Consider the following 25,175-nt stretch of genomic DNA (forward strand, 5'->3'; position numbering starts at 1 on the left):
CATGCAGCAGTGGTTGAGCTGGCAATGGACACGCAATGGCTGGATGGCCTTTGGCCTCTACCTGCTGCTGGGCATTGCCGGCTTCAAGCTGGGCCTGCCGGCCTTCCAGCACATCCTGCTGCCCGCCATGCTGGCCTGCGGGCTGATTGGCTGGTGGCTGAACTACCGGCGCTACCGCCTGATTGCCGACACGCCCACGGCCCGCGCGGCGAGTGCCGCGCTGGGCCATGTCGAGCTTTATGGCGTGGCCGCCAATCATGAAAGCGCGGTCAACTACAGCCCCTACTCCGGACGGCGTTGCGTCTGGTATCGCTGCTGGCGTTATCACCATGAGCGACAAGCCGGCAGCCAGGATGGCGTGCTTGAGCCGCTTGCGCTGGACAGTGCCAGCCTGCTCTCACGCCCGGAATGCAGCGAGCAGTCCTTTGTGCTGCAAGATGGCAAACAGACGGTGATCATCCATCCCGAAGGTGCCGAGGTGCAGTCACCGCACCGCGAAAGCTGGCAGGAAGGCAGAGAAACGCTGGTGGAGGAATGGATAGACGAAGGCGACCCGCTCTACGTACTGGGCCAGTTGAGCAGCCACGGCGGCGTGCGGCCCGACCAGCAGGCATTCCGCCAGGATGTCGGTGCCAAATTAAGCGAGTGGAAACGGGACCAGCCCGCCTTGCTGCGCCGTTTTGATCTGGACGGCAGCGGGCAGATCAGCGAACAGGAATGGCTGCTGGTTCGCGCCGCGGCCGAACGCGAGGTGAGCCAGTTACACCGGCAACTGGCCAGCACCCCCGCCACCCTGCATGTACGCAGACCGGATGACGGCAAGCCATTTCTGATCAACACCCTGACGCCACAAGCCGTGGCCCGCAGCTACCGCTGGCGTGCCTGGCTGCATGCGCTGGCCGCGCTGTTGAGCTTGCTGGCCTGGCTGCATGGCACCAGCGCCAACTGAAACGGTTTGCAAGGCATGATGCAGGCCAGGAAAATTCCACTTATCATGGAAACAGCCTGAGTGAAACAGCCTGAGTCGCCAGCCGCCGATAATGACTGCTAGCACAAGAGCGCCATAGCGCCGGGAGACCACCATGATCCGCCTGATTTATTCCAGCGCCCTCAACCCTGCCTATTCCGTGCAGGAGCTGCATGGCCTGCTGGCCGGCTACCGCGCACGCAACCAGCGCATGGGCATCAACAGTCTGCTGTTGCTGATGAACAAGGACTTCCTGCAAATGCTGGAAGGCGAGGAAGCCGCGGTGGATGAACTGTACGACTTCATCCAGCACGACCAGCACCATTTGCAACTGACCCTGCTATCGCGCGAAACCGTGGACGAACCGTGCTTTCCCGATCAACCCCTGATGTTTGTGGATACCGAAGAGCTGGCGCGCAAACTGGGCCACCCGGTACACCTGAGCAATATCGCCCTACACGGTGAGCTGGACCACGCCGAACGCGCCAAGCGTTTTGTGCAGGAATTCATCAACGGCAAGTGGCACCACCACCTGCCCAATGGCCAGAATCCGCAAGTGGTTCACCGGCACTGATTTGCCGGGCAAGAAAAAAGGCTGCCATCCGGCAGCCTTTTTTGCATCGGCAGAAAATGCTTACAAGGCCGCCGCTTTCAGCGCCTGATCCACATCCGCCAGAATGTCATCGATATGCTCGATGCCGATGGACAGGCGGATCAGCTCAGGACGCACCCCGGCCTTGAGCTGCTCCTCTGGCGACAACTGACGGTGGGTGGTGGAGGCCGGGTGGCAAGCCAGGCTCTTGGCATCGCCGATATTCACCAGACGGGTCACCAGTTGCAGCGCATCGATGAAGCGGCCACCGGCCTCGATGCCACCCTTGATGCCGAAGGACAGAATGCCCGAAGCCCGCCCGCCCATGTATTTGTCCACCAGGGCTTTGTTGGGGCTGGAAGGCAAGGCGGCGTATTCCACCCACTCCACCGCCGGGTGCGCCTGCAGGCGCTCGGCCACCTTCAGCGCATTGTCGCAGATGCGATCCAGGCGCAAGGCCAGGGTTTCGATGCCTTGCAGGATCAGGAAGGCATTGAAGGGCGATATGGCGGCGCCCATATTGCGCAGCGGCACCACGCGGGCACGGGCGATATAGGCTGCCGGGCCCAGTGCCTCGACATAGTTCACGCCGTGATAGCTGACATCCGGCGTATTCAGGCGCACAAAACGCTCTTTATGCTCGCCCCAGGGGAATTTGCCGGAATCGACAATGATGCCGCCAATGCTGGTGCCGTGGCCACCCAGGTATTTGGTGAGGCTGTGTACCACGATATCCGCGCCATGCTCGAAGGGGCGGCACAGATAAGGCGACGGCACGGTATTGTCGACAATCAGCGGCAGGCCGTGCTGGTGGGCTTCCTGGGCAAAGGCGGCAAAGTCCACCACATTGCCCAGCGGGTTGCCCACCGATTCGCAGAACACCGCCTTGGTCTTGTCATCCACCAGCTTGCTGATGGAGGCCGGGTCTTTGTAGTCGATGAAACGCACTTCGATGCCCAGTTGCGGGAAGGTGTGGGCAAACAGATTGTAAGTACCGCCATACAGCGTGCTGGTGGCAATGATGTTGTCGCCAGCCTCGGCAATGGTCTGGATGGCATAGCTGATGGCCGCCATGCCGGAGGCCACCGCCAGCGCACCGATGCCGCCTTCCAGCGCAGCCACGCGCTTTTCCAGCACATCGGTGGTGGGATTCATGATGCGGGTATAGATATTACCCTGCACTTTCAGATCGAACAGATCAGCACCGTGCTGGGTGCTGTCAAAGGCATAGCTGGTGGTTTGATACAGCGGCACCGCCACCGCCTTGGTGGTCGGGTCCGGGCTGTAGCCGCCGTGTACGGCCAGGGTTTCCAGTTTCATCTTCTTCTCTCCTGCGGCTTTACGCCTGTTGCATATCGGCCTAACCATACCGGCAGCAAGAGCAGAAGCCAAGCCGGATTTCCTGCAAAGCTTATGAAAAAACCGGCATGGAAAAACAAATGGCCGGTGCCAGCACCGGCCACGCAGGCGATCTGCGCAGATGGCCAACCCTAGGCAGGCATGGTCTGGGGCTGGGCCGGTGCCATGCCGGCCAGCACGCGCTCGAAAGGCTGCCGGAAACGGCTGGACACATAGGGGTCCAGGAAATACAGCAGGCTCAGACAGCCCTCGCGTGCCACGGTCTGGGCTTCCTGCGGGCATTTGGCAATATCGGGACGGGCAATCCAGCCGGTTTGCAGCAACTGGAAATTACGCGCCAGAAACCCGATCTGCACGTCATCCCCCTCCAGCATGCCCTGATCGCGCAGCTTGAAGAACAGCTTTTCCACGCCACGGCTGATCAGCCCGGCTTCGATCTTGCTGTAGCTTTCCTGCAGCGACTGGTTGACCGAAAACAGGCTGGAAATGCTCTGCGGGATGAAACGGAAGGTCCACAGATGGCGCAATACCTTTTCCAGCAGCGACACCAGCCCCTCGATCGAGGCATTCACGCTCAACTCACCGGCGGCATTCAGGTAATCGGCCATGCCCTTGGAGTAACGCCGGTACAGCTCGTTGATGATGTCTTCCTTGCAGGCAAAGTGGTAGTACAGATTGCCGGTGCTGATATTCAGATAGCGCGCGATGTGATTGGTGGTGACGCTGCGCTCGCCCTGCTGGTTGAACAGTTGCAGGCTGGCTTCGACAATGCGGTCAAAGGTTGGACTTTTGCTTTCTTTGCGACTCATGGCAGGTTCTTCCCGGTGCGCGGAACCCCGGGACAGACTGTTCCCGGCACCCGCTGTGTCTGTGATCGACAAACACCCGCACATGATACCGCAAGCCGCCGCTGTCGACAGCATGCAAGCCAAGCCGGCCTGCGGTCCATGCAAAAAGGCAGCGCAAGGCTGCCTTTTTGCTGCGGGATGGACGGCTTTGCTGGATGAGCGGTTTTACTGCACATTCACCGTGGCAAAGTTGACGCGGCCAAACGGGTTGGCGGCAAAGCCGGCCACTTCCTTGCGCTCCAGCACATAGGCGGTGGGATGGGCCAGCGGCAGCCACAATGCCTGATCGCTGATCAGCTTTTGCGCCTGCAGGTACAACTTGCTGCGCTGGGCAAAGTCGCTGGTTTTCTTGCCATCGCTAATCAGCTTGTCCAGTTTCGGGTCGCAATAGCGGGCAAAGTTGGTGCCGGACTGCACGGCCGCGCAGGAGAACTGCGGGGTGAGGAAGTTGTCCGGGTCGCCATTATCCCCGGCCCAGCCCATGAACAGCAGGTCATGCTCGCCCGCCTTGCCGCGCTTGATCAGCTCGCCCCATTCGATGACCTTGATCTGGGCGCGGATGCCCACCTTGGCCAGATCAGCCTGCAACAGTTCGGCCCCGGCCTTGGGGTTGGGGTTGAGCGTGCTGCCGCTGGGGCGCACCCACAGCGTGGTGTCAAAGCCGTTGGGATAGCCAGCCTGGGCCAGCAGCTTCTTTGCGCGCGCCAGGTCTTGTGGATAGGGTTTGACGCTCTTGTTGTAGCTCCAGGTATTGGGCGGATACGGCAGGGTGGCGGCGGTGGCGGTGCCATCGAACACGGTTTTCAGATAGGTGTTCTTGTCAAAGGCCAGGTTGACCGCCTGCCGTACCAGCACATTGTCAAAGGGCTTGTGCTGGCTGTTGATGGCAACAAAGGCCGTCATGAAGGCCGGTGTGGACAGCACGCGGATCTTGCTGTCGCCCTGCACTGCCAGGACGTCTTGCGGCTTGGCAGACAGGGCCAGTTGGCACTCGCCGGCTTTCAGCTTTTGCACCCGCACCGTGGCGTCCGGGGTAATGGCATACACCAGGGCGGGCAATTTGACCTTGCCGCCCCAGTAAGCCGGATTGGGCTGGTAGCGCACCACGCTGTCCTTCTGGAAGCTGCGCAGGATGAAAGGCCCGGTGCCGATGGGTTTGCTGTTCAGCTCGGCCTGCTTGCCTGCAGCCTGCAACTGGGCGGCGTATTCGGCGGAATAGATGGAAGCAAAACCCATGCTGAGCGTGGAGAGAAAGGTGGATTCCGGGTAATTCAGTTCAAAGCGCACCGTATTGTCGTCCAGCTTGCTGACCGCCTTGATCAGCTTGGGCAGTTGCATGGACTGGGCATGCGGATAACCGTTGGCTGCGGTCTTGTACCAAGGATGCTCGGGGTTGAGCATGCGCTGGAAGGTAAACACCACGTCATCGGCATTGAGCTTGCGCGTGGGCTTGAAGTAATCGGTGCTGTGGAAAGCCACGCCGGGGCGCAGCCGGAACGTGTAGGACAGGCCATCAGCGCTAACCTGCCAGCTAGTGGCCAGACCGGGCTGCAGCTTGTGTGAGACGGCATCATATTCCACCAGCCGGTTCATCAGCACATCGGCCGAGGCATTGGTGGTCACCAGCGAGTTGTACTGCACCACGTCAAAGCCTTCGGGATTGGCATCGGTACAGACGGTAAGCGGCTTGGCAGCCAGCGCCAGCGGGCTGGCCAGCAGCAAGACCGGCAACAGGGGGCGTAGGTTCATCTTGATCTCCATGCGGGGGAAGGCCGCCATCATGCGGGGCCCCGGCTGGACATCAGCTTAAGGGAAGACGCGGCAAAATAGAATGACGCTTTCCCGCTAAGCTTATTCACCCTGCTTATCAGGCGGCAAGGCTCAGGCCGGAGCCGTGCTGTATTCCAGCAGTTCGTTGAAGTGGCGCAGCGACAGCGGCCGGCTGCACAGATAGCCCTGGTACTGCTGGCAGCCTTGCTGGCGCAGCCAGTCCAATTGAGCGTGGGTTTCCACGCCTTCGGCCACCATGGCCAGCTTGAGAATGCGGCACAGGCTGGTGATCAGCTCGGGAATGGCGGAACGTTGCGGCAGGCCGGAAATAAAGGAGCGGTCGATCTTGAGGGTATTGAGCGGGTAGTTTTGCAGATAAGCCAGGTTGGAGTAGCCGGTGCCAAAATCGTCGATGGCAATGGCAAACCCCATGGCTTGCAGGGAGGCCAGTGTTTCCAGGGTGTGCTGGTCATGTGCCAGCAACAGGGATTCGGTGATTTCCAGCTCGATACTGGCAGCCGGGCAGCCACTTTGCTGCAGGATCTGCTGCAAGACGCTGGACAGTTCCGGATCGGCAAACTGACTGGCCGAAAGATTGACCGACACTTGCAAGATTCTGCCCTGTCCCTGCCAGCAGGCCAACTGGCGCGCCACCTGCGCCAGAATCTGCCGGTCCAGCTCGCGGATCAGGCCGCTTTCTTCGCAGGCCGGGATAAAGCTGTCGGGAAACAGCAGGCCACGCTCGGGATGCCGCCAGCGCGCCAGCGCCTCGGCACCGACAATCTCGCCGGTAAAGCAATCGACACGGGGCTGGTAGAAGGCCTCGAATTCGCCGTTTTCCAGACCACGGCGAATCTCGTACTCCAACGCCAGCCGTGAGCGGGCGCGCGCATCCATGGACTCATCATAAAAATGGATGCCGTTGCGGCCAGCCTCCTTGGCGCTGTACATGGCCAAATCAGCATGCCGCATATGACTTTGTACATCGTCGGCACCATCGGCACTCAGGCTGATGCCGACCGAGGCCGTCAGTTGCACCTCCTGTCCGCGCAGCCACAGCGGGCGTCCCAGCGTTTCCACAATCGATGCCGCCATGCCGGCAGCCACATCCTTGACCTGGGGTGCAGACAGCAGCAGCAGGAACTCGTCTCCCCCCTGGCGCGCCAGTTGCTGTCCCGGCTGCAACAGGGTTTTCAGGCGCTCGCTCATCTGCACCAGCAGCAAGTCGCCAAAACCATGGCCCAGACTGTCGTTGATGTTTTTGAAACGGTCCAGGTCTATGCACATCAAGGCTACTTGCAGCCCTTGCTCTCGCGCCTGCTGCAGCAAGGCCGGGTAATGCTGCTGGACGAAATTGCGATTGGGCAAGCCGGTCAGCATATCGTGCATGGCCAGATGGCTGGCACGGGCCTCGGCCTCCTTCAGTTCGCTGACATCCATTTCGCTGACCAGCAACGCCGGTTCGCCAGAGGCGGCATCGCGGCAGTGGCGGGCCGAGATTTCGTGCCAGCGCTCTCCTTGACGGGTGAGTACCCGCGCCACCAGCCGCCCTTTGCCCTGTGCTTCAAGCTGCTGCTGCAGCAGTGCCAGGTCTGCCGGGTCGACAAAGCGCGCCTGCCAGTGCTCGGCCGGGTCCAGCACCTGTTCACGCGCACTGGGATTACGGTACAGCGGCTGGCCATCGGCCTGATAAAGCGTGATGAAAACCGGGGAATGCAGCAGGGCCTCGGCGCTGCGCAGGGTGTCCGGATTGGCCTGCAACTCGCCCAAGGCTTCGCACAGCATCAGCATGCGGCCCTGATGCCGCAGGCCGCTGAACACCACCTGCAGACTGCGCGGATTGCCGTTGGGGTAGAGCGTCCAGGTTTCGGAAAACGCCACATCATGGCTGATGAAGTCAGCTTGGTACTGCCGCAGCCGGCGCGCCACGGAATCGGACATGTCCTGCCCCATATCGCGGGCGCACAACTCTTCCAGGCTGGCCGCCTCCCATACCGTCAGCGCGCACTGGTTGGCCCAGAACACGCGCCGCGCATCAATATCAAACACCCATACCGGGTGACGCAGCCTTTCGAGCAAGGCAAAGCGCGCCATGGTTTCCGCAGAAAACGGTACTGCATCATGCTGCATATCGATTCTCGACTTACCCCAGTATGAATAGAGCTGCCATGACAACACTGCCATTTGCCATTAATTAGCCGTTCATTCTAGCAATCATCCATCGTTTTTTAAGCTATCAGCTTAAAATAAATCTTATTTCGTTAACGACTGCTCACGATTTAAGCAGCTTGGCGCGACCAGCGCACGGACGCCACTATAACCACGCCGCAGATTAGAGCCTTTGCTCAAGCGCAAATGCTATTGAATTAAAAGAAAAACCCCCGTCACAGACGGGGGTTGGCAACAGCGCTCAGGGCATCAGCCCGGCCCGCAGGCGGGCGGCCTTGGCTTACAGATAACTGTCGGTGCTGGGGCAGCTGCACACCAGATTGCGGTCGCCGTATACGTCATCGATACGGTTCACACTCGGCCAGAACTTGTTTTCCAGCACATAAGGCAGCGGGAACAGGCCGGTTTCGCGGCTGTACGGACGGTCCCAGTCGCCAGCGATGTCAGCCTTGCTGTGCGGTGCATTGCGCAGCGGGTTGTTGTCCGCCGGCCAGGTGCCGTTCTGCACTTGGTCGATTTCCTGACGAATGGCGGTCATGGCGGCAATGAAGCGGTCCAGCTCGGCCTTGGGCTCGGATTCGGTCGGCTCGATCATCAGCGTGCCCGGTACCGGGAAGCTCATGGTCGGAGCGTGGAAGCCGTAGTCCATCAGGCGCTTGGCCACGTCCACCTCGGTCACGCCGCTGGCGGCCTTGAGCGGGCGCAGGTCGATGATGCACTCGTGCGCCACACGGCCATTGGCACCGGTATACAGCACAGGGAAATGCTCGCCCAGCTTCTTGGCCATGTAGTTGGCGGACAGCAAGGCGTTTTCGGTGGCGGCCTTCATGCCCTCGGCACCCATCATGCGGATATACATGAAGGAGATGGGCAGGATGGAAGCCGAGCCGAACGGCGCAGCGGAAACCGCAGTCTGACCGGCAAGCGCACCTGGCACTTCCGCCACCACGTGGTTGGCCATGAACGGGGCCAGATGGGCTTTCAGGCCGATGGGGCCCATGCCCGGGCCGCCACCGCCGTGCGGGATGCAGAAGGTCTTGTGCAGGTTCATGTGCGACACGTCGGCACCGATATCGGCCGGGCGGCACAGGCCCACCTGGGCGTTCAGGTTGGCACCGTCCATGTACACCTGACCACCGTGGCTGTGGATGATGTCGCAGATCTCGCGGATCGGCTGTTCGAACACACCGTGGGTGGACGGATAGGTAATCATCAGTGCCGCCAGATTGGCCGAATGCTGCTCCGCCTTGGCCTTGAGGTCGGCCACGTCGACGTTGCCGGATTCGTCACACTTCACCACCACCACCTGCATGTTCATCATCTGCGCGGTGGCCGGGTTGGTACCGTGGGCCGATTGCGGAATCAGGCAGATATTGCGCTGCGCTTCGCCACGCGCTTCGTGGTAACGGCTGATGGCCAGCAGGCCGGCGTACTCGCCCTGCGCGCCGGAGTTGGGCTGCATGGAAATGGCATCAAAACCGGTGATGGCTTTGAGCTGGGTTTGCAGGTCGTCGATCAGTTGCAGATAACCGGCAGCCTGATCGCGCGGGGCAAACGGGTGCATATTGGCGAATTCCGGCCAGGTGATGGGAATCATCTCGCTGGTGGCATTCAGCTTCATGGTGCAGCTGCCCAGCGAAATCATCGAGTGATTCATCGCCAGGTCGCGGTTTTCCAGCTTCTTCAGGTAGCGCAGCATCTCGTGCTCGCTGTGGTGGGTGTTGAACACCGGGTGGGTGAAGAAGGCGGATTCGCGCTTGAGGCCGGCCGGGATGGCATCGGCAGCGGCGGCATCCAGCGCGGCGATGTCGGCATCCTTGCCGGTGAACAGCTTGATCAGCGTGGCCAGATCAGCCTCGGTAGCCGCTTCGTGGAAGGCCACGCCCAGCACGGTGGCGGACACGCGACGCAGGTTATAACCGGCAGCCAGGGCGGCGGCGTAGATGGCGTCGGCATTGGCCGCTTCCACCTGTACGGTGTCGTAGAAGCGGTCGAATACCAGCTTGCCACCGGCGCTTGTCACCGCATGGGCGAAGATGGCGGCCAGACGGTGGATGCGGCTGGCAATGCGCTTGACGCCTTCGGCACCGTGGTACACCGCGTACATGCCGGCGATATTGGCCAGCAGTACCTGGCTGGTACAGATATTGGAGTTGGCCTTTTCGCGGCGGATGTGCTGCTCGCGGGTTTGCAGCGCCATGCGCAGCGCTGTCTTGCCCTTGGCATCCACGGACACGCCGATGATGCGGCCCGGTGCCGAGCGCTTCATTTCATCCTTGAAGGCAAAGTAGGCAGCGTGCGGGCCACCATAGCCCATCGGCACGCCAAAGCGCTGGGTGTTGCCAATGGCCACGTCGGCACCCATTTCGGCCGGCGACTTCAGCGCCACCAGCGCCATGATGTCGGCGGCCACCACGGCCACACCACCCTTGGCTTTCACGGCGGCAATGTAGGGCGTCAGGTCGATCAGGTCGCCCGCTTCACCCGGATACTGGAACAGCGCGCCAAAGTAGTCGCCATTGCCGGCTTGTTCCGGGTGGCCGGAAACCAGCTCGAAACCGAAGTACTTGGCACGGGTTTTCATCACGTCCAGGGTTTGCGGCAGCACGCGGCTGTCGACAAAGAACTGCGCGGACTTGCTCTTGGACACACGGCGCGCCATGGCCATGGCTTCGGCGGCGGCGGTGGCTTCGTCCAGCAGCGAGGCATTGGCCATTTCCAGACCGGTCAGGTCCATCACCATTTGCTGGTAGTTGAGCAGCGCTTCCAGACGACCCTGGGCGATTTCAGCCTGATACGGGGTGTAAGCGGTGTACCAGCCCGGATTTTCCAGCACATTGCGCAGGATGACGGTGGGGGTCAGCACCGGGTAATAACCCAGGCCGATGAAAGACTTGTTGACGATGTTGCGGCTGGCCACCTCTTTCAGCGCAGCCAGGGCTTCGGCTTCCGGCACCGGGGACGGCAGGTCCAGCGCACGGTTCAGGCGGATGTCGGCCGGCAGGGTCTGGGCAACCAGATCGTCCAGCGAGGCGGCACCGATTTCGGCCAGCATTTCGCTGCGCTCGGCATCGGAGGGGCCGATATGGCGGGCAATGAATTCGCTACGGTTAAACAGGGAAGCAAGAGTCATGGTGGGTGTCCGGTAATGAAGAGCTGTGCCTGAAACTGAAAAAGCCCCGCGATGGTAAGCATCACGAGGCTTTGACAGCGTGCAATCAGGCGCCGATTTCCTTGGCGTAGCCAGCGGCATCCAGCAGGCTGTCCAGATCTGCGGCATTGGCCGGCTTGATCTTGAAGAACCAGCCAGCGCCATAGGGCTCGCTGTTGGCCAGCTCGGGAGCGGCTTCCAGTTCGGCGTTCACTTCCAGCACTTCACCGGCGATCGGGGCGTATACATCGGAAGCGGCTTTTACCGATTCCACCACGCCGGCCTGCTCTTCAGCAGCCAGCTTGGCACCCACTTTCGGCAGCTCGACGAACACGATGTCGCCCAGCAGCTCTTGTGCATGTTCGGTAATGCCCACGGTGACGGAACCGTCGGCTTCCAGACGCAGCCATTCGTGGCTGGCAACGTATTTCAGTTCGGCAGGGATATTGCTCATGGATTGAATCTCCTCGGATTGATTGAACCGTTACGGGAGCGGGAAACCGCAGCGCAGCGCGCAGGCTGGTGCGGTGTTTCCCGGCTCGCTGTTATTCGAAAACTTTCTTGCCGTTGCGCACGAACGGCATCTTCACCACGCGGACAGCGGTGAGCGTACCACGCAAATCCACCTGTGCGTCGGCACCGGTTGCGGCCGGTACGCGGGCAATGGCAATGGAATGCTTGAGGGTGGGCGAGAAGGTGCCGCTGGTGATGATGCCCTCACCCACGCCTTCCACCACCACTTTCTGGCCTTCACGCAGCACGCCACGGCCTTCCAGCACCAGGCCCACCTGCTTCATCGGCACACCGGCGGCCTTCTGGGCTTCCAGTGCCTTGCGGCCGATAAAGTCACGGCTGGCCGGTTCCCAGGCGATGGTCCAGCCCATGCCGGCCTGCAGCGGGGACACGGTTTCGTCCATGTCGTGGCCGTACAGGTTCATGCCGGCTTCCAGACGCAGGGTGTCGCGGGCGCCCAGGCCGATGGGGGCCACACCGGCCTCTACCAGCTGATTGAAGAAGTTGATGGCTTCGCCAGCCGGAATCATGATTTCCAGACCGTCTTCACCGGTATAGCCGGTTCGGGCAAAGAACCAGTCGCCTGCAGGCAAGCCCTGGAATACCTTGAGTGATTGAATGGCGTCGGCCAGTTGCGGCTTTACCGCACAGACCTTGGCAATGGCATTGGGGCCTTGCACGGCCAGCATGGCCAGGTCGCGACGTACATTGAGGGAGACATCAAAACCGGCCTTGTGGCTCTCCATCCAGGCCAGGTCTTTATCAGTGGTACCGGCATTCACCACCATGCGGTAGCCGTAGGAGGTCAGGTAGACAATCAGGTCGTCCACCACGGTGCCGTCTTCGGTCAGCATGCCGGAGTACAGCGCCTTGCCTTCAAAGCCCAGCTTGGCCACGTCGTTGGCAATCAGTTGTTGCAGCCAGGCCTTGGCATCGCTGCCGGTGATGTCGATCACGGTCATGTGGGACACATCGAACATGCCGGCGTCGCTGCGCACGATCTCATGTTCCTTCAGCTGGGAGCCGTAATGGATGGGCATTTCCCAACCGGCGAAATCAACCATCTTGGCGCCGGCGGCGACATGAGCGTCAAACAGGGGGGTACGTTTCGGGGCCGTCATCTGTGCGTCCTTGCAAAGGGGGTGTTTTGCCTGTCTTGGTACAACACCCCTCTGTCCTGACACCTGAGATTTTCCGGCGGGCATTTTCAGCCGCCGTTAGCCCCTTCGGTGGCTGCCTTCATGGGCAGCGCTCTCCAGAGTAAAGCAGATACGTGATATCCGATGATGCAGTCCTTTTGCCTGAGCGATTGCGGGTGCGCTTGCGCCTTCGGCGGTGGCCGCGATTGGCCACTCTCTCCTGCATGATGGGGGCGATTATCGTTGCAGATAAAGACAAAGGCAAGCCAAGAATATCTTCACGCGAAGTGATCTATCCTGTTGTTTTTGCATTATTTTCGTAATCGAAAAAATACGAATAATTCCTTGTCACAATTTATTCATTATTGATCAGGCATAACAAAAGGGCTGCCACAGCAGCCCTTGTTGATCCACATCTCACCTGCCCTTCAGCCGACGTCGCCACGCCGCCGCAGGTGTTTCAGCCCTCGCTCAGTACCACTCGATACCGCTCTTCTCGGTGGAGATGATGGTGCCGGCTTCGCCCTTGACGATCTTCTCGATGTCTTCCAGCGCGCCAATCACCGCACGCTTGCCGGTCAAGCGGGCAAATTCGCAGGCGGCTTCCACTTTCGGGCCCATCGAGCCGGCGGCAAAGCCCAGCTTGTCCATTTCGTCCGGGTGGGCGTGGCGGATGGCCTTGGCTTCGGGGGTGCCCCAGCCAACAAACACGCTCTTCACGTCGGTGGCGATGACGAAGTAGTCGGCGTCCACTTCGCGGGCCAGCAGGGCGGAGGCCAGGTCTTTGTCGATCACCGCTTCCACGCCCACCAGCTTGTCGCCCTGGTACATGGTGGGGATGCCGCCACCACCGGCAGCAATCACGACCGCGCCTTTTTCGATCATCCATTTGATGGGGCGCAGTTCGAAGATGCGTTTCGGTTTCGGGCTCGGTACCACGCGGCGGTAGTAGTCGCCGTCGGCTTTCACCGTCCAGCCGTGGCTGGCAGCCAGCGCTTCGGCTTCTTCCTTGCTGTACACCGGGCCGACGAACTTGGTGGGGTTCTGGAAGGCGGGGTCGGCGGCGTCCACTTCGGTCTGGGTGAGGATGGTGGCCAGCGGCACTTCAAACGGCAGCACATTGCCCAGTTCCTGTTCGATCATGTAGCCGATCATGCCTTCGGTCTGGGCACCGAGGACATCCAGCGGATAGGGGGTGACTTTGCCGTCGACGTGGCGGGCGTAGGCGTCGTTTTGCAGGCCGAGCAGGCCGACTTGCGGACCGTTGCCGTGGCACATCACCAGGTTGTGGCCCAGCCGGGTGACGGCGGCCAGTTGTTCGGCGGCCACCTTGACGTTGGCGCGTTGGTTGTCAGCGGTCATGGCTTCGCCACGACGTTGCAGGGCATTGCCGCCCAGGGCTACGACGACTCGCATGATGTTTCCTTTTCTGGCCCTGTCCGCGCGTGCGGGACAGTGGCGTGGCCGGTCTGCCTGTGGCAGGCCGGTGTGTGTCGGATGGGGCGGCAGGTCACCGGGGGATGACCTGCCGGAGGGTGGAATCCGCCTGAGTGAGGGGGAGCGGATTCCGCCGCCACGACTGCAAGGGGGTGTCGTCGTGGTGGGTGAAACGGTATAGCTGTCAGACTTCAACTTCAGGTGATTCAGCTGCTTGCACGGCGTTTTGCCTTACACGCTGGCGACGTGGCAAAGTCAGCGCAGCGGCTGCTGCCAGGCGCGCCGCCGCAGACAGTACAGGTCGTACGGCAAGGCGGCGCAACAACGCAGCGGGGCTTTGCCACGTTGTCCAGTCTTAATCGCCCAGCGTGGCGACCAGGATGGCCTTGATGGTGTGCATGCGGTTCTCGGCTTGCTCGAAGGCAATGCAGGCTTCGCTTTCGAACACGTCTTCGGTCACTTCAATGCCATTGGCCAGGTCCGGGTATTGCGCGGCAATTTCCTTGCCCACCTTGGTTTCGCTGTTGTGGTACGCCGGCAGGCAGTGCATGAACTTGACTTGCGGGTTCTGTGCAGCAGCCATCAGCGCGGCATTCACCTGGTAAGGTTTCAGCAGGCGGATGCGTTCGGCCCACACTTCGGCCGGTTCGCCCATCGATACCCACACGTCGGTGTGGATGAAGTCGGTGCCCTTGACGGCTTCGGCGGCGTCTTCGGTCAGGGTGATGCGGGCGCCGGTCTTGGCGGCGATGGCACGGCATTCGGCCACCAGTTCATCGGTCGGCCACAGGTGTTTCGGGGCGCCGATGCGCACGTCCATGCCCAGCTTGCTGCCAATCACCAGCAAGGAGTTGCCCATATTGTTGCGGGCGTCGCCCAGGTAGGTGTAGCTGATTTGCGAGATCGGCTTGTCGCTGTTTTCCCACATGGTCAGCACGTCGGCCAGCATCTGGGTGGGGTGCCATTCGTCGGTCAGGCCGTTGTACACCGGGACGCCGGCGAATTTGGCCAGTTCGTTTTCCACCATGTCCTGGTCGAAGCCGCGGTATTCGATGGCGTCATACATGCGACCCAGCACGCGGGCGGTATCTTTCATCGATTCCTTGATACCGATCTGCGAGCCGGACGGTCCGAGGTAGGTGACGTTGGCGCCCTGGTCGTAGCAGGCTACTTCGAACGCACAGCGGGTGCGGGTGGAGGTTTTTTCAAAGATCAGGGCGATGTTCTTGCCCTTCAGGTGTTGCTGTTCGGTGCCGGTGTACTTGGCGCGTTTCAGGTCGCGGGCCAGGTCGAGCATGTAGCGGATTTCGCGCGGGGTGAAGTCCAGCATGCGGAGGAAGTTGCGGTTGCGCAGATTGAAGGCCATGGTAACACTCCTTGTTTCGGTGCCGGGTGGCGGGCTTGGCCGTCGCCACCGGGCGAGATTGATGTGCTTGGTGTGCTGCGGGGGCAGCGGTTTAAATCTTCACTTCGTCACGGATGATCGGGCAGGTCATGCAGTGACCACCGCCACGGCCACGGCCCAGTTCGGAGGCCGGAATCTCGATCACTTCCACCCCGTGCTGACGCATCAGCTTGTTGGTGTAGGTGTTGCGGTCGTAGGCCACCACCACGCGGCGGTCCAGGGCCACCACGTTGTTGCCGTCATCCCATTGTTCGCGTTCGCGCTGGTAGGCATCGCCGGCGGTCTGGATGATGTGGACTTCCTTCAGGCCGAGGGCCTGGCGCACCACTTCGGTAAACGGCACGCCGTCGTGGCGTTCGAAGCGGACTTCGCCTTCCTTGTCACCGGCGTAGATGCTGGTGCAGACGATTTCGTTGACCACGTCCGGGAACACCGACAGCAGGTCGATATCGAGGAAGCTGAACACGGTGTCCAGGTGCATGGCGGCACGCGATTTGGGCATCTGGCAGGCAATCACGCGGGTGGCGCCGCCTTCCTTGCCCAGCACATTGCGGGCTACTTGCACGACGGCTTGCGGGCTGGTGCGTTCGCCCATGCCGATGAGCACCACGCCGTTGCCGATCGGCATCACGTCGCCGCCTTCCAGCGTGGCCGGGCCGTGGTTCTTGTCGCAGTCGCCCCACCATACCTTCACCTTGCCGGCGAAGTACGGGTGGTGCTGGTAGATGGCTTGCAGGATCAGGGTTTCCTGACGGCGGGCCGGCCAGTACATCGGGTTGAGCGTCACGCCTTCGTAGATCCAGCAGGACGGGTCGCGCTGGAACAGGCTGTTGGGAATCGGCGGGATGACGAATTCGGACTGGTCCAGATAGCCGCCGAACAGGCCTTTGGGGTCGAACGGCAGTTCGAACTTGGCGATGCCGCCGATCAGGTGCTCGGCCAGTTGGGTGGACGGCATTTCGTCCAGCCAGCTGCGCAGGTCGGTCAGCATGCCGATCCCGACGTTGTCAGCCTTGACCTTGCGGTCCAGCAGCCAGCTGCGGGCGGCCTTGTCGTCCAGCACCTGGGCCAGTGCGTCGTGGGCTTCGATCACATGGATGCCGCGGGCGCGCATCTGCTCAACCATGTAGGCGTGGTCTTTCTGGGCGCGTTCCACCCAGATCACGTCATCAAACAGCAGGTCGTGGCAGTTGTCGGGGGTGAGGCGTTTGTGAGCCAGGCCCGGACGGCACACCATCACGCTGCGCAGCTTGCCACATTCGGAATGAACACCAAATTTGCCGGTCATGATGAAATCCTTTCAATCAGTAATTGCATAAACCTGTTTCCGTACACTCCCTTGCTGGCGCAAAGGAGTGAACAGCAAAAGGCTGGCTTCAGTTTTCGGTCTCGTAACGTTCTTTGATCTGCCAGACATAGACTGGCAAACCCAGCATCAACAACAGGACTCCCCACATCACAATCTCGGCGCCGGCACCAAACAGTGCCCACACCGCATAAAGAAAACCGATGGAGGAGAAGATCAGCGGCGCGGTAAAGTCGCGCCGGCTGTATTTGCCTTTCTGCATCAGCATGATGGCCAGCAGCGCCATCGCGCAGAAGGCATAGGGCAGCAAGGTGGTGGCCGTGGCCAGCAGGATGATGAATTCAAAAATCTTCACCCCGCCCTCCCCGCCCGCGTATTTCATCGCCAGCAGCACCGTCACCAGGCCGCTTGACAGCAGCAGGCCGAACAGCGGCACACCCTGGCGGTTGGTCTGGCCAAAGCGGCGCGGGAACAGCTTGTCCCTGGCGGCGGCATGGGGCACATGGGCTTGCATCAGGCTCCAGCCATTGAGTGCGCCAAAGCAGGACACCACCGCCCCCAGCCCTACCACCCAGTAGGCCCAGTCGCCCCACATCAGGCGGGCGGCATCGGCAAACGGGGCTTGAGAATTGGCCAGCATGGCCGGTGACATCACCCCCATCAGCGACACCGTGGACAGGATGTACAGCACGGTGGCCAGCAAGGTGCCGATGACGGTGGCACGCGGAATGGTCTTGCTGGGGTTGACCACATCACCGGCGGGAACCGAGGCCGATTCCAGTCCCAGAAACGCCCACAGGGTGAGCGCCATAGTGGCGGAAACCGAACTCAACAAGGGCTTGCCGTGCGGGTTGAACACCAGGTTTTCCGGGTGCATGTAAAAGAAGCCGATAAAGGTGACGGCTGCCAGTGGCACCAGTTTGAGTACGGTAGTCACCACCGCCACCAGGCCGGAACTGCGCGCACCGCGGCTGTTAATCCAGGTAACGGTCCAGATCAGGCCGATGGAAAAGGCAGCTGCCAGCAGGTTGTCATGCCCCAGTTGCGGGAAAAACACCTGCATATAGCTGGTGGCGGCCACCGCCAAGGCGGCGTTGCCGGCCCACAGGGCTATCCAGTAACCCCAGGCAATCCAGAAACCGGCAAAGTCGCCAAAGCCGGCATGGATATAGGCGTAGGGGCCACCCTCTTTGGGAATCATGGCGGAAAGCCGGGCAAACACCAGCGCCAGACAAATGGCACCAGCCGAGGTGATTGCCCAGCCGATCAGGGACATCCCCCCGTAGGGGGCTAGCGAAGCGGGAAGCAGGAATACACCGGAACCGATCATATTGCCCACGACCAGGGCGGTACACATCCACACGCCCAATGCCGCTTTTTTTACTTTGGTCTCGCTCATGGTCTTGTCTCCATCGAGGCCGAAAATCGAAGCTGTTAAAGAACGTGTTCTGTATGAGCTTCACAATATTAGTATTTAATTATTTTGTAAATATGTTATTTACGCATATGTAATTCCATGTCGCGGTTTTGAACATGCACTGCGGCAAGACACACCGCAGGCGATGGCAGACGCTAAAACAAGGCGGTCATCTCTATGGTTTAGGCGGTTTGCCAGCGCAGCACCATGTCGGAAATCAGAAAAAGTGCAGGAAGGAAGGAAGGAAGGAAGGAAGGAAGGAAGGAAGGAAGGAAGGGAAGACTGCGAACAAGGGGTAGCCACCACGGCATAACAACATGCCCGGCACTGGCCGGGCAAAATCAAGCAGAACCGCAGGTCAAAGCTGGCAAGGCCCAGCGGGTACTGCCGCCAGCGACCAGTTAGCGCAGGCCCATTGCCACAACTCCTTGGCACTCTGGCACTCAGCCGGGGGGATATGGCCCAGCCGACACAGCGCCAGACGCAGTTCCTTGGCCACGGCGGCCCGGTCAATGGCCGGTGCCAGGGTTTGCTTGGAGAGCTTCTCCCCCGCCGCATTCACCAACAGCGGCAAGTGGCAATAGCCGGGGGTGGGCAAACCCAGGCAGCGCTGGATATGGATCTGCCGCGGCGTGGACACCAGCAGGTCGGCACCGCGCACGATATCGCTCATGCCCTGCTCGGCATCATCCACCACCACGGCCAGTTGGTAGGCCCAGAAACCATCGGCGCGCAGCAGCACGAAGTCGCCGATATCGTGGGCCAGGTTTTGCTGGTACACCCCTTGCAGCCGATCGGCAAAGCTGACCGGTACATCATCCACCCGCAAACGCCAGGCATGGTGTTCACGCTGCTTGCGGCAGCCGTCACGACACCAGCCGGGATAGACATGGCCATCCACGCCACGGCGGGCGATGCTGGTGATTTCCTTGCGCGAGCAACTGCAGGGATAAACATGGCCACTGTCTATCAATTGCTGCAAGGCGGCCTGATACAGATGGTGGCGCTGGCTCTGGTACACCACTTCGCCATCCCATTCAAAGCCGAAGGCTTCCAGCGTGCGCAGGATATCGTCCGCCGCACCGGGCATCTCGCGCGGCGGGTCCAGGTCTTCCATGCGTACCCACCATTCCCCGCCACGACAGCGCGCTTCCAGATAGCTGCCAACGGCAGTCATCAGGGAGCCGGCATGTAGCAAGCCGGTGGGACTGGGAGCAAAGCGACCGCGATAAGGAATGACTGGCATGGCAACAGTTCTGGCAATCAACATCACAATGGGGAAGCAGCGGCGCGATTTTTGGTGAATAATATCCGAGTAAATCACTCGGAATTATCCAAGTCCGATCTGCCCCTGCCCGACCATCAGCTTGCCGCCATACTGCCCGCAGCATGCCTGATGGCGAGGACATCATCATCTGGAGGAAGGAAAAGTGGCCTACGTTGTAACCGATGCCTGCGTCAAATGCAAATACACCGACTGCGTGGATGTCTGCCCGGTGGATTGCTTTCATGAAGGTCCCAACTTTCTCGCCATCGATCCGGACGAGTGCATTGACTGCACGCTATGCGTGGCCGAATGCCCGGTTTCGGCCATTTATGCCGAAGACGACGTACCTGCCAGCCAGCAAGTGTACATTCAGCTGAATGCCGAGCTGTCCAAACGCTGGCCCTCCATCACGGCCAGCAAGCCACCGCTGCCCGACCACGCCGACTGGGCCGAGGTAAGCGACAAGCTGCCACATTTGCAACGCGACTAAGCGCCGCCAAGCCTAGATGAAAAGGTCGATATCGCCGCCCGGCTGGGAAGCAGTCTGCCGATCCAGCCGCTGGCGGTAGGCGGCTTCCTTGGACACCAGGGTGCGGCTGCCCTTGAGCTTGCGCACCATGACCCGGCCATCGCCGGGAAAGAAAAAAATCTTGCGGGCAAAGCTGCCCAGCAAATCCTCCGCCAACAGGGGAATGCCCTCGCTTTTCAGGTAGGTACGGATGAACTCGCTGTTCTGCTCGCCGATGTTCACCACCGACATGCCATCCAGCACATTGCCGGCACCAAACACCTTGGCTTCCAGCCGCTGGCGCTGGGCTCCCAGTTTCTGCATATCGGTAATCAGCAGTTCCATGGCATTGACCCCAAAGCGCGCCGGCACGCCGGTCTGGCTATGCCAGTCGCTACCCTGCGGCAACAGGAAATGATTCATGCCATGCACCCCGGCGACGCGGTCCATCAGGCATGCCGCCACGCAGGAACCCAGCAAGGTGGTGAGCATCAGTGGCTGGCGAGTGGCGAAATATTCGCCCGGCAGAATCTTGATGGCTTCCACCTGAAACTGGCGGTCGAAATACAGGCGTTCTGCAGGCTGGTCGGAATACGTCATATGCCCTCCCGCTCATGCGGCAGGCGCAGGCAATCCATGACCTTGTCAGCCAGTTGCGACAGCGGATGCACATGCATCACCCCGCCTTGTGCCACCGCCTCGCGCGGCATGCCGTATACCACGCAACTGGCTTCATCCTGGGCAAAGGTGATGGCACCGCCCTGGCGCAGTTGCAGCATGCCCTGCGCGCCATCCCGGCCCATGCCGGTAAGAATGACGGCAACGGTCTGGGCAGCCGCCAGCGTGGCCAGCGAGGCAAACAGCACATCTACCGCGGGGCGATGGCGATTGACCGGCGGTCCTTGGTCCAGGCCGATGACAAAGCCCTGCGCGCCCTTGCCCAGCCGCATGTGGGAATGGCCAGGGGCAATATAGGCAGTGCCACGCAACAGCGGTTCGCCGTCCTCAGCCTCTTTCACATGCATGGCACACAGCTTGTCCAGGCGGCGGGCAAAGGACAGGGTGAAGCCTTCCGGCATGTGCTGCACAATCATCACCGGCGGGCAGTTGGCCGGCAGCTTGTCGAGAAATTCCTTGATGGCATCGGTACCGCCGGTGGAGGCCCCCACCGCGATGATGGCATTTTGCCGCAGCAGGCTAGGTGCCAGCCGTGGCGAGGCAATCCGGGGGGCGGCGGCAAACAGGGCCGGGCGGCGCAAACGGGCTGCCGCCACCATGCGGATCTTGTCGCGGATATCCTCGGCATAGGACTGCATGGTGTTGCTGACATCCAGCGTCGGCTTGGGCAGAAAATCCACTGCGCCCAGCTCCAGCGCGCTGAGGGTGGTTTCCGATCCGCTCTGGGTCAGCGAGGAAATCATCAGCACCGGTGTCGGGCGCAGCCGCATCAGCCGGCGCAAAAACTCCAGCCCGTCCATGCGCGGCATTTCCACATCCAGCGTGATCATGTCCGGATTGGTTTCCCGGATGCGCTCGCGCGCAACAATGGGATCAGAGGCGGTGGCCACCACCTCCATGTCCGGCGCTTCGTTGATGATGCTGGTGAGCAGGCTGCGGATCAGCGCCGAGTCATCCACCACCACGATTCTGATTTTACGGCTGCTGCTCGTATTCATTTCATCCTCGCACCGCAGGGTTTACCAGGCGATAAGCGGTCCGGCCACAGGACTGGAAGGCATCGCACAGATGCTGGATGTTTTCGGAATGCCCCAGGAACAACAAACCATCCGGCTGCAGGCAAGTGGCAAAATGCTGCAGGATGGCGGCCTGGGTGGGCTTGTCGAAATAGATCAGCACATTACGGCAAAAAATCACGTCAAAGCGCCCCATATCGGGCCACTGTGCGGCAATCAGGTTGAACTGGTAAAACGATAGCTGGTCACGCACATCGCGCCGGACGCGGATCTTGCCGGCATTACGGCCAACGCCGCGCAGGAAAAAGCGCTTGAGCTGGGCTTCGTCCAGCGCCTTGGCGCGGTCGGCATCATAGATGCCATCTGCGGCATGGCTGAGCACCCGGGTATCGATGTCGGATGCCACCAGTTCCAGCCGCTTACGGTTAAGCTGCGGCAGCGACAGCAGGGTGATGGCGATCGAGTACGCCTCTTCTCCGGTGGAGACGGCGGCACTCCATACCCGGTATACCCGGTCCTGCCCTGCCCTTTCCAGCGCATGCAGCCGCAGCAAGTCAAAATGATGTGGCTCGCGGAAGAAGGCTGTCAGATTGGTGGTGAGTGCATTGACAAAGTGCTGCCACTCCTCTTCGTCCACATTGCTGTCGAGCAAATCCAGATAATCGGAAAACTGGCGCATTCCCAGCTGGCGCACACGCTTTACCAGCCGGGAATAGGCCATATGGCTTTTACTGTCATTCAGCGCAATCCCCACGCGCTGGTACAGCATTTGCCGCAGGCGGCGAAAATCAGCCGCAGTGAACTTGATATCGCGTTCAGCGCTCATCGGGCTTCACCGCGCGGCTCAAAACTCCTCCCATTCATCATCGTGCGGTGCTGGTCCGGGCAGCGTCTTGATACGCTCGGCACTGAGCGGCAGATGGGAAGCAACCGGTTTCACCTGTTGCCCGACATGATGGGCCAGGCGCGCCGCAGGTGCCGACTCGCGCTGTGTCAGCCGCGGAGTCGACTGGCGGGCAGCGGCGGCATCCAGCCGGAAGATGGACACGGCATCCATCAAGTGGCGTGCCTGCTCCTCCAGCGATTCCGCCGCCGCGGCAGCTTCTTCTACCAGTGCGGCGTTCTTCTGGGTGTTTTCGTCCATCTGGGTCACGGCCAGATTAACCTGCTCGATGCCGGAGCTTTGCTCAACCGACGCGGCCGAAATATCACTCATGATGTCGGCCACACGGCGAATGGAGCTGACAATTTCTTCCATCGTGCGGCCAGCCTCATCCACCAGCCGGCTGCCGGACTCCACCTTATCCACCGAATTGCCGATCAACAGCTTGATTTCCTTGGCGGCGGCTGCCGAGCGCTGGGCCAGGTTGCGTACTTCGCTGGCCACCACGGCAAAGCCACGGCCCTGTTCGCCGGCCCTGGCGGCTTCCACTGCCGCATTGAGTGCCAGGATATTGGTCTGGAAGGCAATGCCGTCTATCACGCTGATGATGTCGACAATCTTCTTGGCACTGTCGTTGATCTCATTCATGGTGGACACCACATTGCCCACCACCTGGCCACCACGCGCGGCGATGTCCGAAGCGCCCGTGGCCAGGGTATTGGCCTTCTTGGCGTTCTCGGCATTCTGGCGAACGGTGCTGGTGATTTCCTCCATGCTGGAAGCGGTTTCTTCCAGACTGGCCGCCTGCTGTTCGGTACGGCCAGACAGATTGCTGTTGCCGGCCGCAATTTCCTGGGCTGCGGTATTGATGGCGCTGGTGGCCTCCTGGATATTGCCGACAATGCTGCGCAGCCGTTCCACGGTGGCGTTGGTATCCGATTTCAACTGGCCCAGCATGCCTTCGTAATCGTTCTTGATGATGCGGGTCAGGTCGCCCTGGGCCAGTCCGCCCAACACGGTGGCGATATCGCCCAGCGCCTGGCTGGTGACGCCCAGCAACTGGTTCACGCCTTCGGACAGGACACGGAAGAAACCGGTCTTGCCCTCCAATGCCAGCCGGGAGCCATAATCACCACGGGCCGCGGCATTGACGATGGCTTCGACTTCTTTTTCGATCAGCACTTCGCCGGTGCGGTCCTTCCACTCCACCACGCTGCCCAGACGCTCGCCATCCGCAGCAAAAACCGGGTTGGCGGTCAGTGAGAAATGACGCCCGCCCACAGTAATGTCAGCCTTGTAAGTGGAGCGCAGATTGGCCAGCAAATCGCGTTGATGCGCCGGGTTGCGATGGAACATGTCCATATTGCCGCCCAGTACATGCCGGGCGCTGAAATTGGGCAGTGCCTTGCGCAGGTCGGCTTCGGCCACCGCCAGCATGTCCACCACGCTGTGGTTGAGGTAGATGATGTTGCGGTCGTTGTCGGCAATCATCACATTGGTGGTGACATTGTCCAGCGCACTGCGGATGCGGGCGTTTTCGGCAGCAATCTGGCGCTCGGCCTCGATGCGTTGCTGCTCTGCCGCCTGCTGTGCCAGTTCGGCGGTGCGGTCTATCCACTCCACCCCATAGCCCAGACGCTTGCCGCTGCTGCCATTGATGGGGGTGAGAATCAGGTTGAAAGTGCGACCGCCGATGTGGATGGTGCCATGGTGCGGATTGCGCAATTGCTGCATCAGGCCGCGCTGATAGCCCGGATTGCGATGGAACTGGTCAATATTGCTGCCCAACAGGTTACGGGCGGAAAACTGCGGCAGGTCGCGGCGGATATCGCTTTCTGCCTGGGCAAACATATTCACCACCGATTGGTTGGCATACACCACATTAAAGTCGGCATCGGCAATCATCATATTGGTGGCTGCATGGTCCAGCGCATTGCGCACCCGGATATTCTCCACCGCCTTGTCGGCTGCCTGACGCATGTAGGCAAACAGGCTGTTGCTGTCGCCCGCCGCCACTTTCAGTTCGGTGGTGACTTCGCCGGCCGCCAGCTCTTGCATCAACTTCACCGCTTCGGCCGGTTCACCACCAATCTGGCGCAGCAAGGAGCGGCTGATCAACCAGCCGGCCAACACTGCAATCAGCACCGACACTGCCATCAGCACATTAAGCATCAAACCGGCCTTGTTTGCCTGTGCAAGAGTGCCTTCGGCCACTTGCTTGGCCAGTCCTTCCTCGAACTCGACATAGTTGCTAATCGACTTGATGTATTCCACCTGAGTGGGACGCAGGGTTTGCAGCAGGTAATTCTTGGCTTCTTCTTCCTGCCCGGCCTTCTGTTGCTGCAAGAATTGCTGCAACTGCTGGCGGTAGCTGGCTTCCAGCCCCCGGACCTTATCGAACAATGCCTGCCCGCTAGCCGGTATGCCGTTGGCGAGGTGGCTCATGTGGGCGGTGATCTTGCCCAGCGCCTCATCAATCTGCTTGTGCTGGACTTCCAACACCGCTGTGTCCTTGGATAGCAGCAGGGTGCGGGTGGCACGCGCGGTGAGATTGACATCATCCACCACCTTGTTGGCTTCGGAGGCCCGCGGCACATGGACATTGGCAATGACATCAATGTCATCGCGCAGGCTGTGAATCTGACTGATGGCCACCGCCATGGCGGCAATAATGACGGCAACCAGCAGGCCAAAACCCAGCAGCAAACGATGCGTTACTTTCAGATTGTTCATATTTCGTCTCTCCCAGA

The 25,175-nt window shown here is 60.7% G+C and carries 19 protein-coding genes and 2 riboswitches; of the genes, 3 read left to right on the forward strand and 16 right to left on the reverse strand.

Annotated features, from left to right (window positions below):
- The first annotated feature begins 1 nt into the window (after window position 1).
- Entirely contained in the window at window positions 2-949 is a 948-nt protein-coding gene (locus DLM_RS14495) for a hypothetical protein (RefSeq protein ID WP_089084633.1), read from the forward strand.
- A 133-nt stretch (window positions 950-1,082) separates the two neighbouring features.
- Window positions 1,083-1,541 carry a BLUF domain-containing protein gene (locus tag DLM_RS14500; RefSeq protein ID WP_089084632.1) on the forward strand — a complete coding sequence of 153 codons (459 nt, stop codon included), beginning with the start codon at window positions 1,083-1,085 and terminating at the stop codon, window positions 1,539-1,541.
- 60 nt (window positions 1,542-1,601) lie between these two features.
- Here the strand turns inward: DLM_RS14500 and DLM_RS14505 are convergent, their stop codons facing one another.
- From DLM_RS14505 to gluQRS, 12 genes are all read right to left on the reverse strand, one after another.
- Window positions 1,602-2,879, reverse strand: coding sequence for an O-acetylhomoserine aminocarboxypropyltransferase/cysteine synthase family protein (locus DLM_RS14505; RefSeq protein ID WP_089084631.1), 1,278 nt, complete (start codon window positions 2,877-2,879; stop codon window positions 1,602-1,604).
- A 170-nt stretch (window positions 2,880-3,049) separates the two neighbouring features.
- Window positions 3,050-3,727 (reverse strand): TetR/AcrR family transcriptional regulator, encoded by a 678-nt coding sequence (locus tag DLM_RS14510; protein WP_089084630.1) that lies wholly within the window; start codon window positions 3,725-3,727, stop codon window positions 3,050-3,052.
- A 204-nt stretch (window positions 3,728-3,931) separates the two neighbouring features.
- Complete coding sequence (locus DLM_RS14515; RefSeq protein ID WP_089084688.1) at window positions 3,932-5,515, reverse strand: ABC transporter substrate-binding protein; 1,584 nt, start codon at window positions 5,513-5,515, stop codon at window positions 3,932-3,934.
- A 132-nt stretch (window positions 5,516-5,647) separates the two neighbouring features.
- Window positions 5,648-7,666, reverse strand: coding sequence for a putative bifunctional diguanylate cyclase/phosphodiesterase (locus DLM_RS14520; RefSeq protein ID WP_231959860.1), 2,019 nt, complete (start codon window positions 7,664-7,666; stop codon window positions 5,648-5,650).
- A 319-nt stretch (window positions 7,667-7,985) separates the two neighbouring features.
- The gene (gcvP, locus tag DLM_RS14525) at window positions 7,986-10,838 is read right to left on the reverse strand and encodes an aminomethyl-transferring glycine dehydrogenase (protein WP_089084629.1); all 2,853 of its coding nucleotides are present in this window, start codon (window positions 10,836-10,838) and stop codon (window positions 7,986-7,988) included.
- Between the two features lie 85 nt (window positions 10,839-10,923).
- The gene (gene gcvH, locus DLM_RS14530) at window positions 10,924-11,310 is read right to left on the reverse strand and encodes a glycine cleavage system protein GcvH (RefSeq protein WP_045846158.1); all 387 of its coding nucleotides are present in this window, start codon (window positions 11,308-11,310) and stop codon (window positions 10,924-10,926) included.
- A 91-nt stretch (window positions 11,311-11,401) separates the two neighbouring features.
- The gene (gcvT, locus tag DLM_RS14535) at window positions 11,402-12,490 is read right to left on the reverse strand and encodes a glycine cleavage system aminomethyltransferase GcvT (RefSeq protein ID WP_062789778.1); all 1,089 of its coding nucleotides are present in this window, start codon (window positions 12,488-12,490) and stop codon (window positions 11,402-11,404) included.
- Window positions 12,491-12,531: 41 nt separating this feature from the next.
- A riboswitch (glycine riboswitch) is annotated at window positions 12,532-12,638 on the reverse strand.
- 10 nt (window positions 12,639-12,648) lie between these two features.
- A riboswitch (glycine riboswitch) is annotated at window positions 12,649-12,741 on the reverse strand.
- 238 nt (window positions 12,742-12,979) lie between these two features.
- On the reverse strand, window positions 12,980-13,924 hold the full coding sequence (arcC, locus tag DLM_RS14540) for a carbamate kinase (protein ID WP_119313180.1): 945 nt from the start codon (window positions 13,922-13,924) through the stop codon (window positions 12,980-12,982).
- Window positions 13,925-14,300: 376 nt separating this feature from the next.
- Window positions 14,301-15,311, reverse strand: coding sequence for an ornithine carbamoyltransferase (locus DLM_RS14545; protein ID WP_089086456.1), 1,011 nt, complete (start codon window positions 15,309-15,311; stop codon window positions 14,301-14,303).
- Between the two features lie 91 nt (window positions 15,312-15,402).
- The gene (locus DLM_RS14550; RefSeq protein ID WP_119313252.1) at window positions 15,403-16,638 is read right to left on the reverse strand and encodes an arginine deiminase; all 1,236 of its coding nucleotides are present in this window, start codon (window positions 16,636-16,638) and stop codon (window positions 15,403-15,405) included.
- 88 nt (window positions 16,639-16,726) lie between these two features.
- A complete protein-coding gene (locus tag DLM_RS14555) occupies window positions 16,727-18,055 on the reverse strand; it encodes an amino acid permease (RefSeq protein ID WP_089083563.1) in 1,329 nt (442 codons plus the stop codon).
- A 376-nt stretch (window positions 18,056-18,431) separates the two neighbouring features.
- Window positions 18,432-19,319, reverse strand: a complete 888-nt coding sequence (gene gluQRS, locus DLM_RS14560; protein ID WP_089083565.1) for a tRNA glutamyl-Q(34) synthetase GluQRS — start codon at window positions 19,317-19,319, stop codon at window positions 18,432-18,434.
- A 184-nt stretch (window positions 19,320-19,503) separates the two neighbouring features.
- Here gluQRS and fdxA point away from each other — a divergent pair, with 184 nt between their 5' ends.
- On the forward strand, window positions 19,504-19,830 hold the full coding sequence (fdxA, locus tag DLM_RS14565) for a ferredoxin FdxA (protein WP_089083562.1): 327 nt from the start codon (window positions 19,504-19,506) through the stop codon (window positions 19,828-19,830).
- 12 nt (window positions 19,831-19,842) lie between these two features.
- Here the strand turns inward: fdxA and cheD are convergent, their stop codons facing one another.
- The 4 genes from cheD to DLM_RS23950 are packed head-to-tail and all read right to left on the reverse strand — an operon-like array spanning window position 19,843 to window position 25,158.
- Entirely contained in the window at window positions 19,843-20,448 is a 606-nt protein-coding gene (gene cheD / locus DLM_RS14570) for a chemoreceptor glutamine deamidase CheD (protein ID WP_089083561.1), read from the reverse strand.
- The gene (locus DLM_RS14575; protein WP_089083560.1) at window positions 20,445-21,524 is read right to left on the reverse strand and encodes a protein-glutamate methylesterase/protein-glutamine glutaminase; all 1,080 of its coding nucleotides are present in this window, start codon (window positions 21,522-21,524) and stop codon (window positions 20,445-20,447) included. Before DLM_RS14575 ends, cheD begins: the two co-directional genes overlap by 4 nt.
- A gap of 1 nt (window position 21,525) precedes the next feature.
- The gene (locus tag DLM_RS14580) at window positions 21,526-22,368 is read right to left on the reverse strand and encodes a CheR family methyltransferase (RefSeq protein WP_089083559.1); all 843 of its coding nucleotides are present in this window, start codon (window positions 22,366-22,368) and stop codon (window positions 21,526-21,528) included.
- An 18-nt stretch (window positions 22,369-22,386) separates the two neighbouring features.
- Complete coding sequence (locus tag DLM_RS23950; RefSeq protein WP_089083558.1) at window positions 22,387-25,158, reverse strand: methyl-accepting chemotaxis protein; 2,772 nt, start codon at window positions 25,156-25,158, stop codon at window positions 22,387-22,389.
- Window positions 25,159-25,175 lie beyond the last annotated feature (17 nt).

Source organism: Aquitalea magnusonii, from assembly GCF_002217795.2.
Taxonomy (GTDB): Bacteria; Pseudomonadota; Gammaproteobacteria; order Burkholderiales; family Chromobacteriaceae; genus Aquitalea; species Aquitalea magnusonii_B.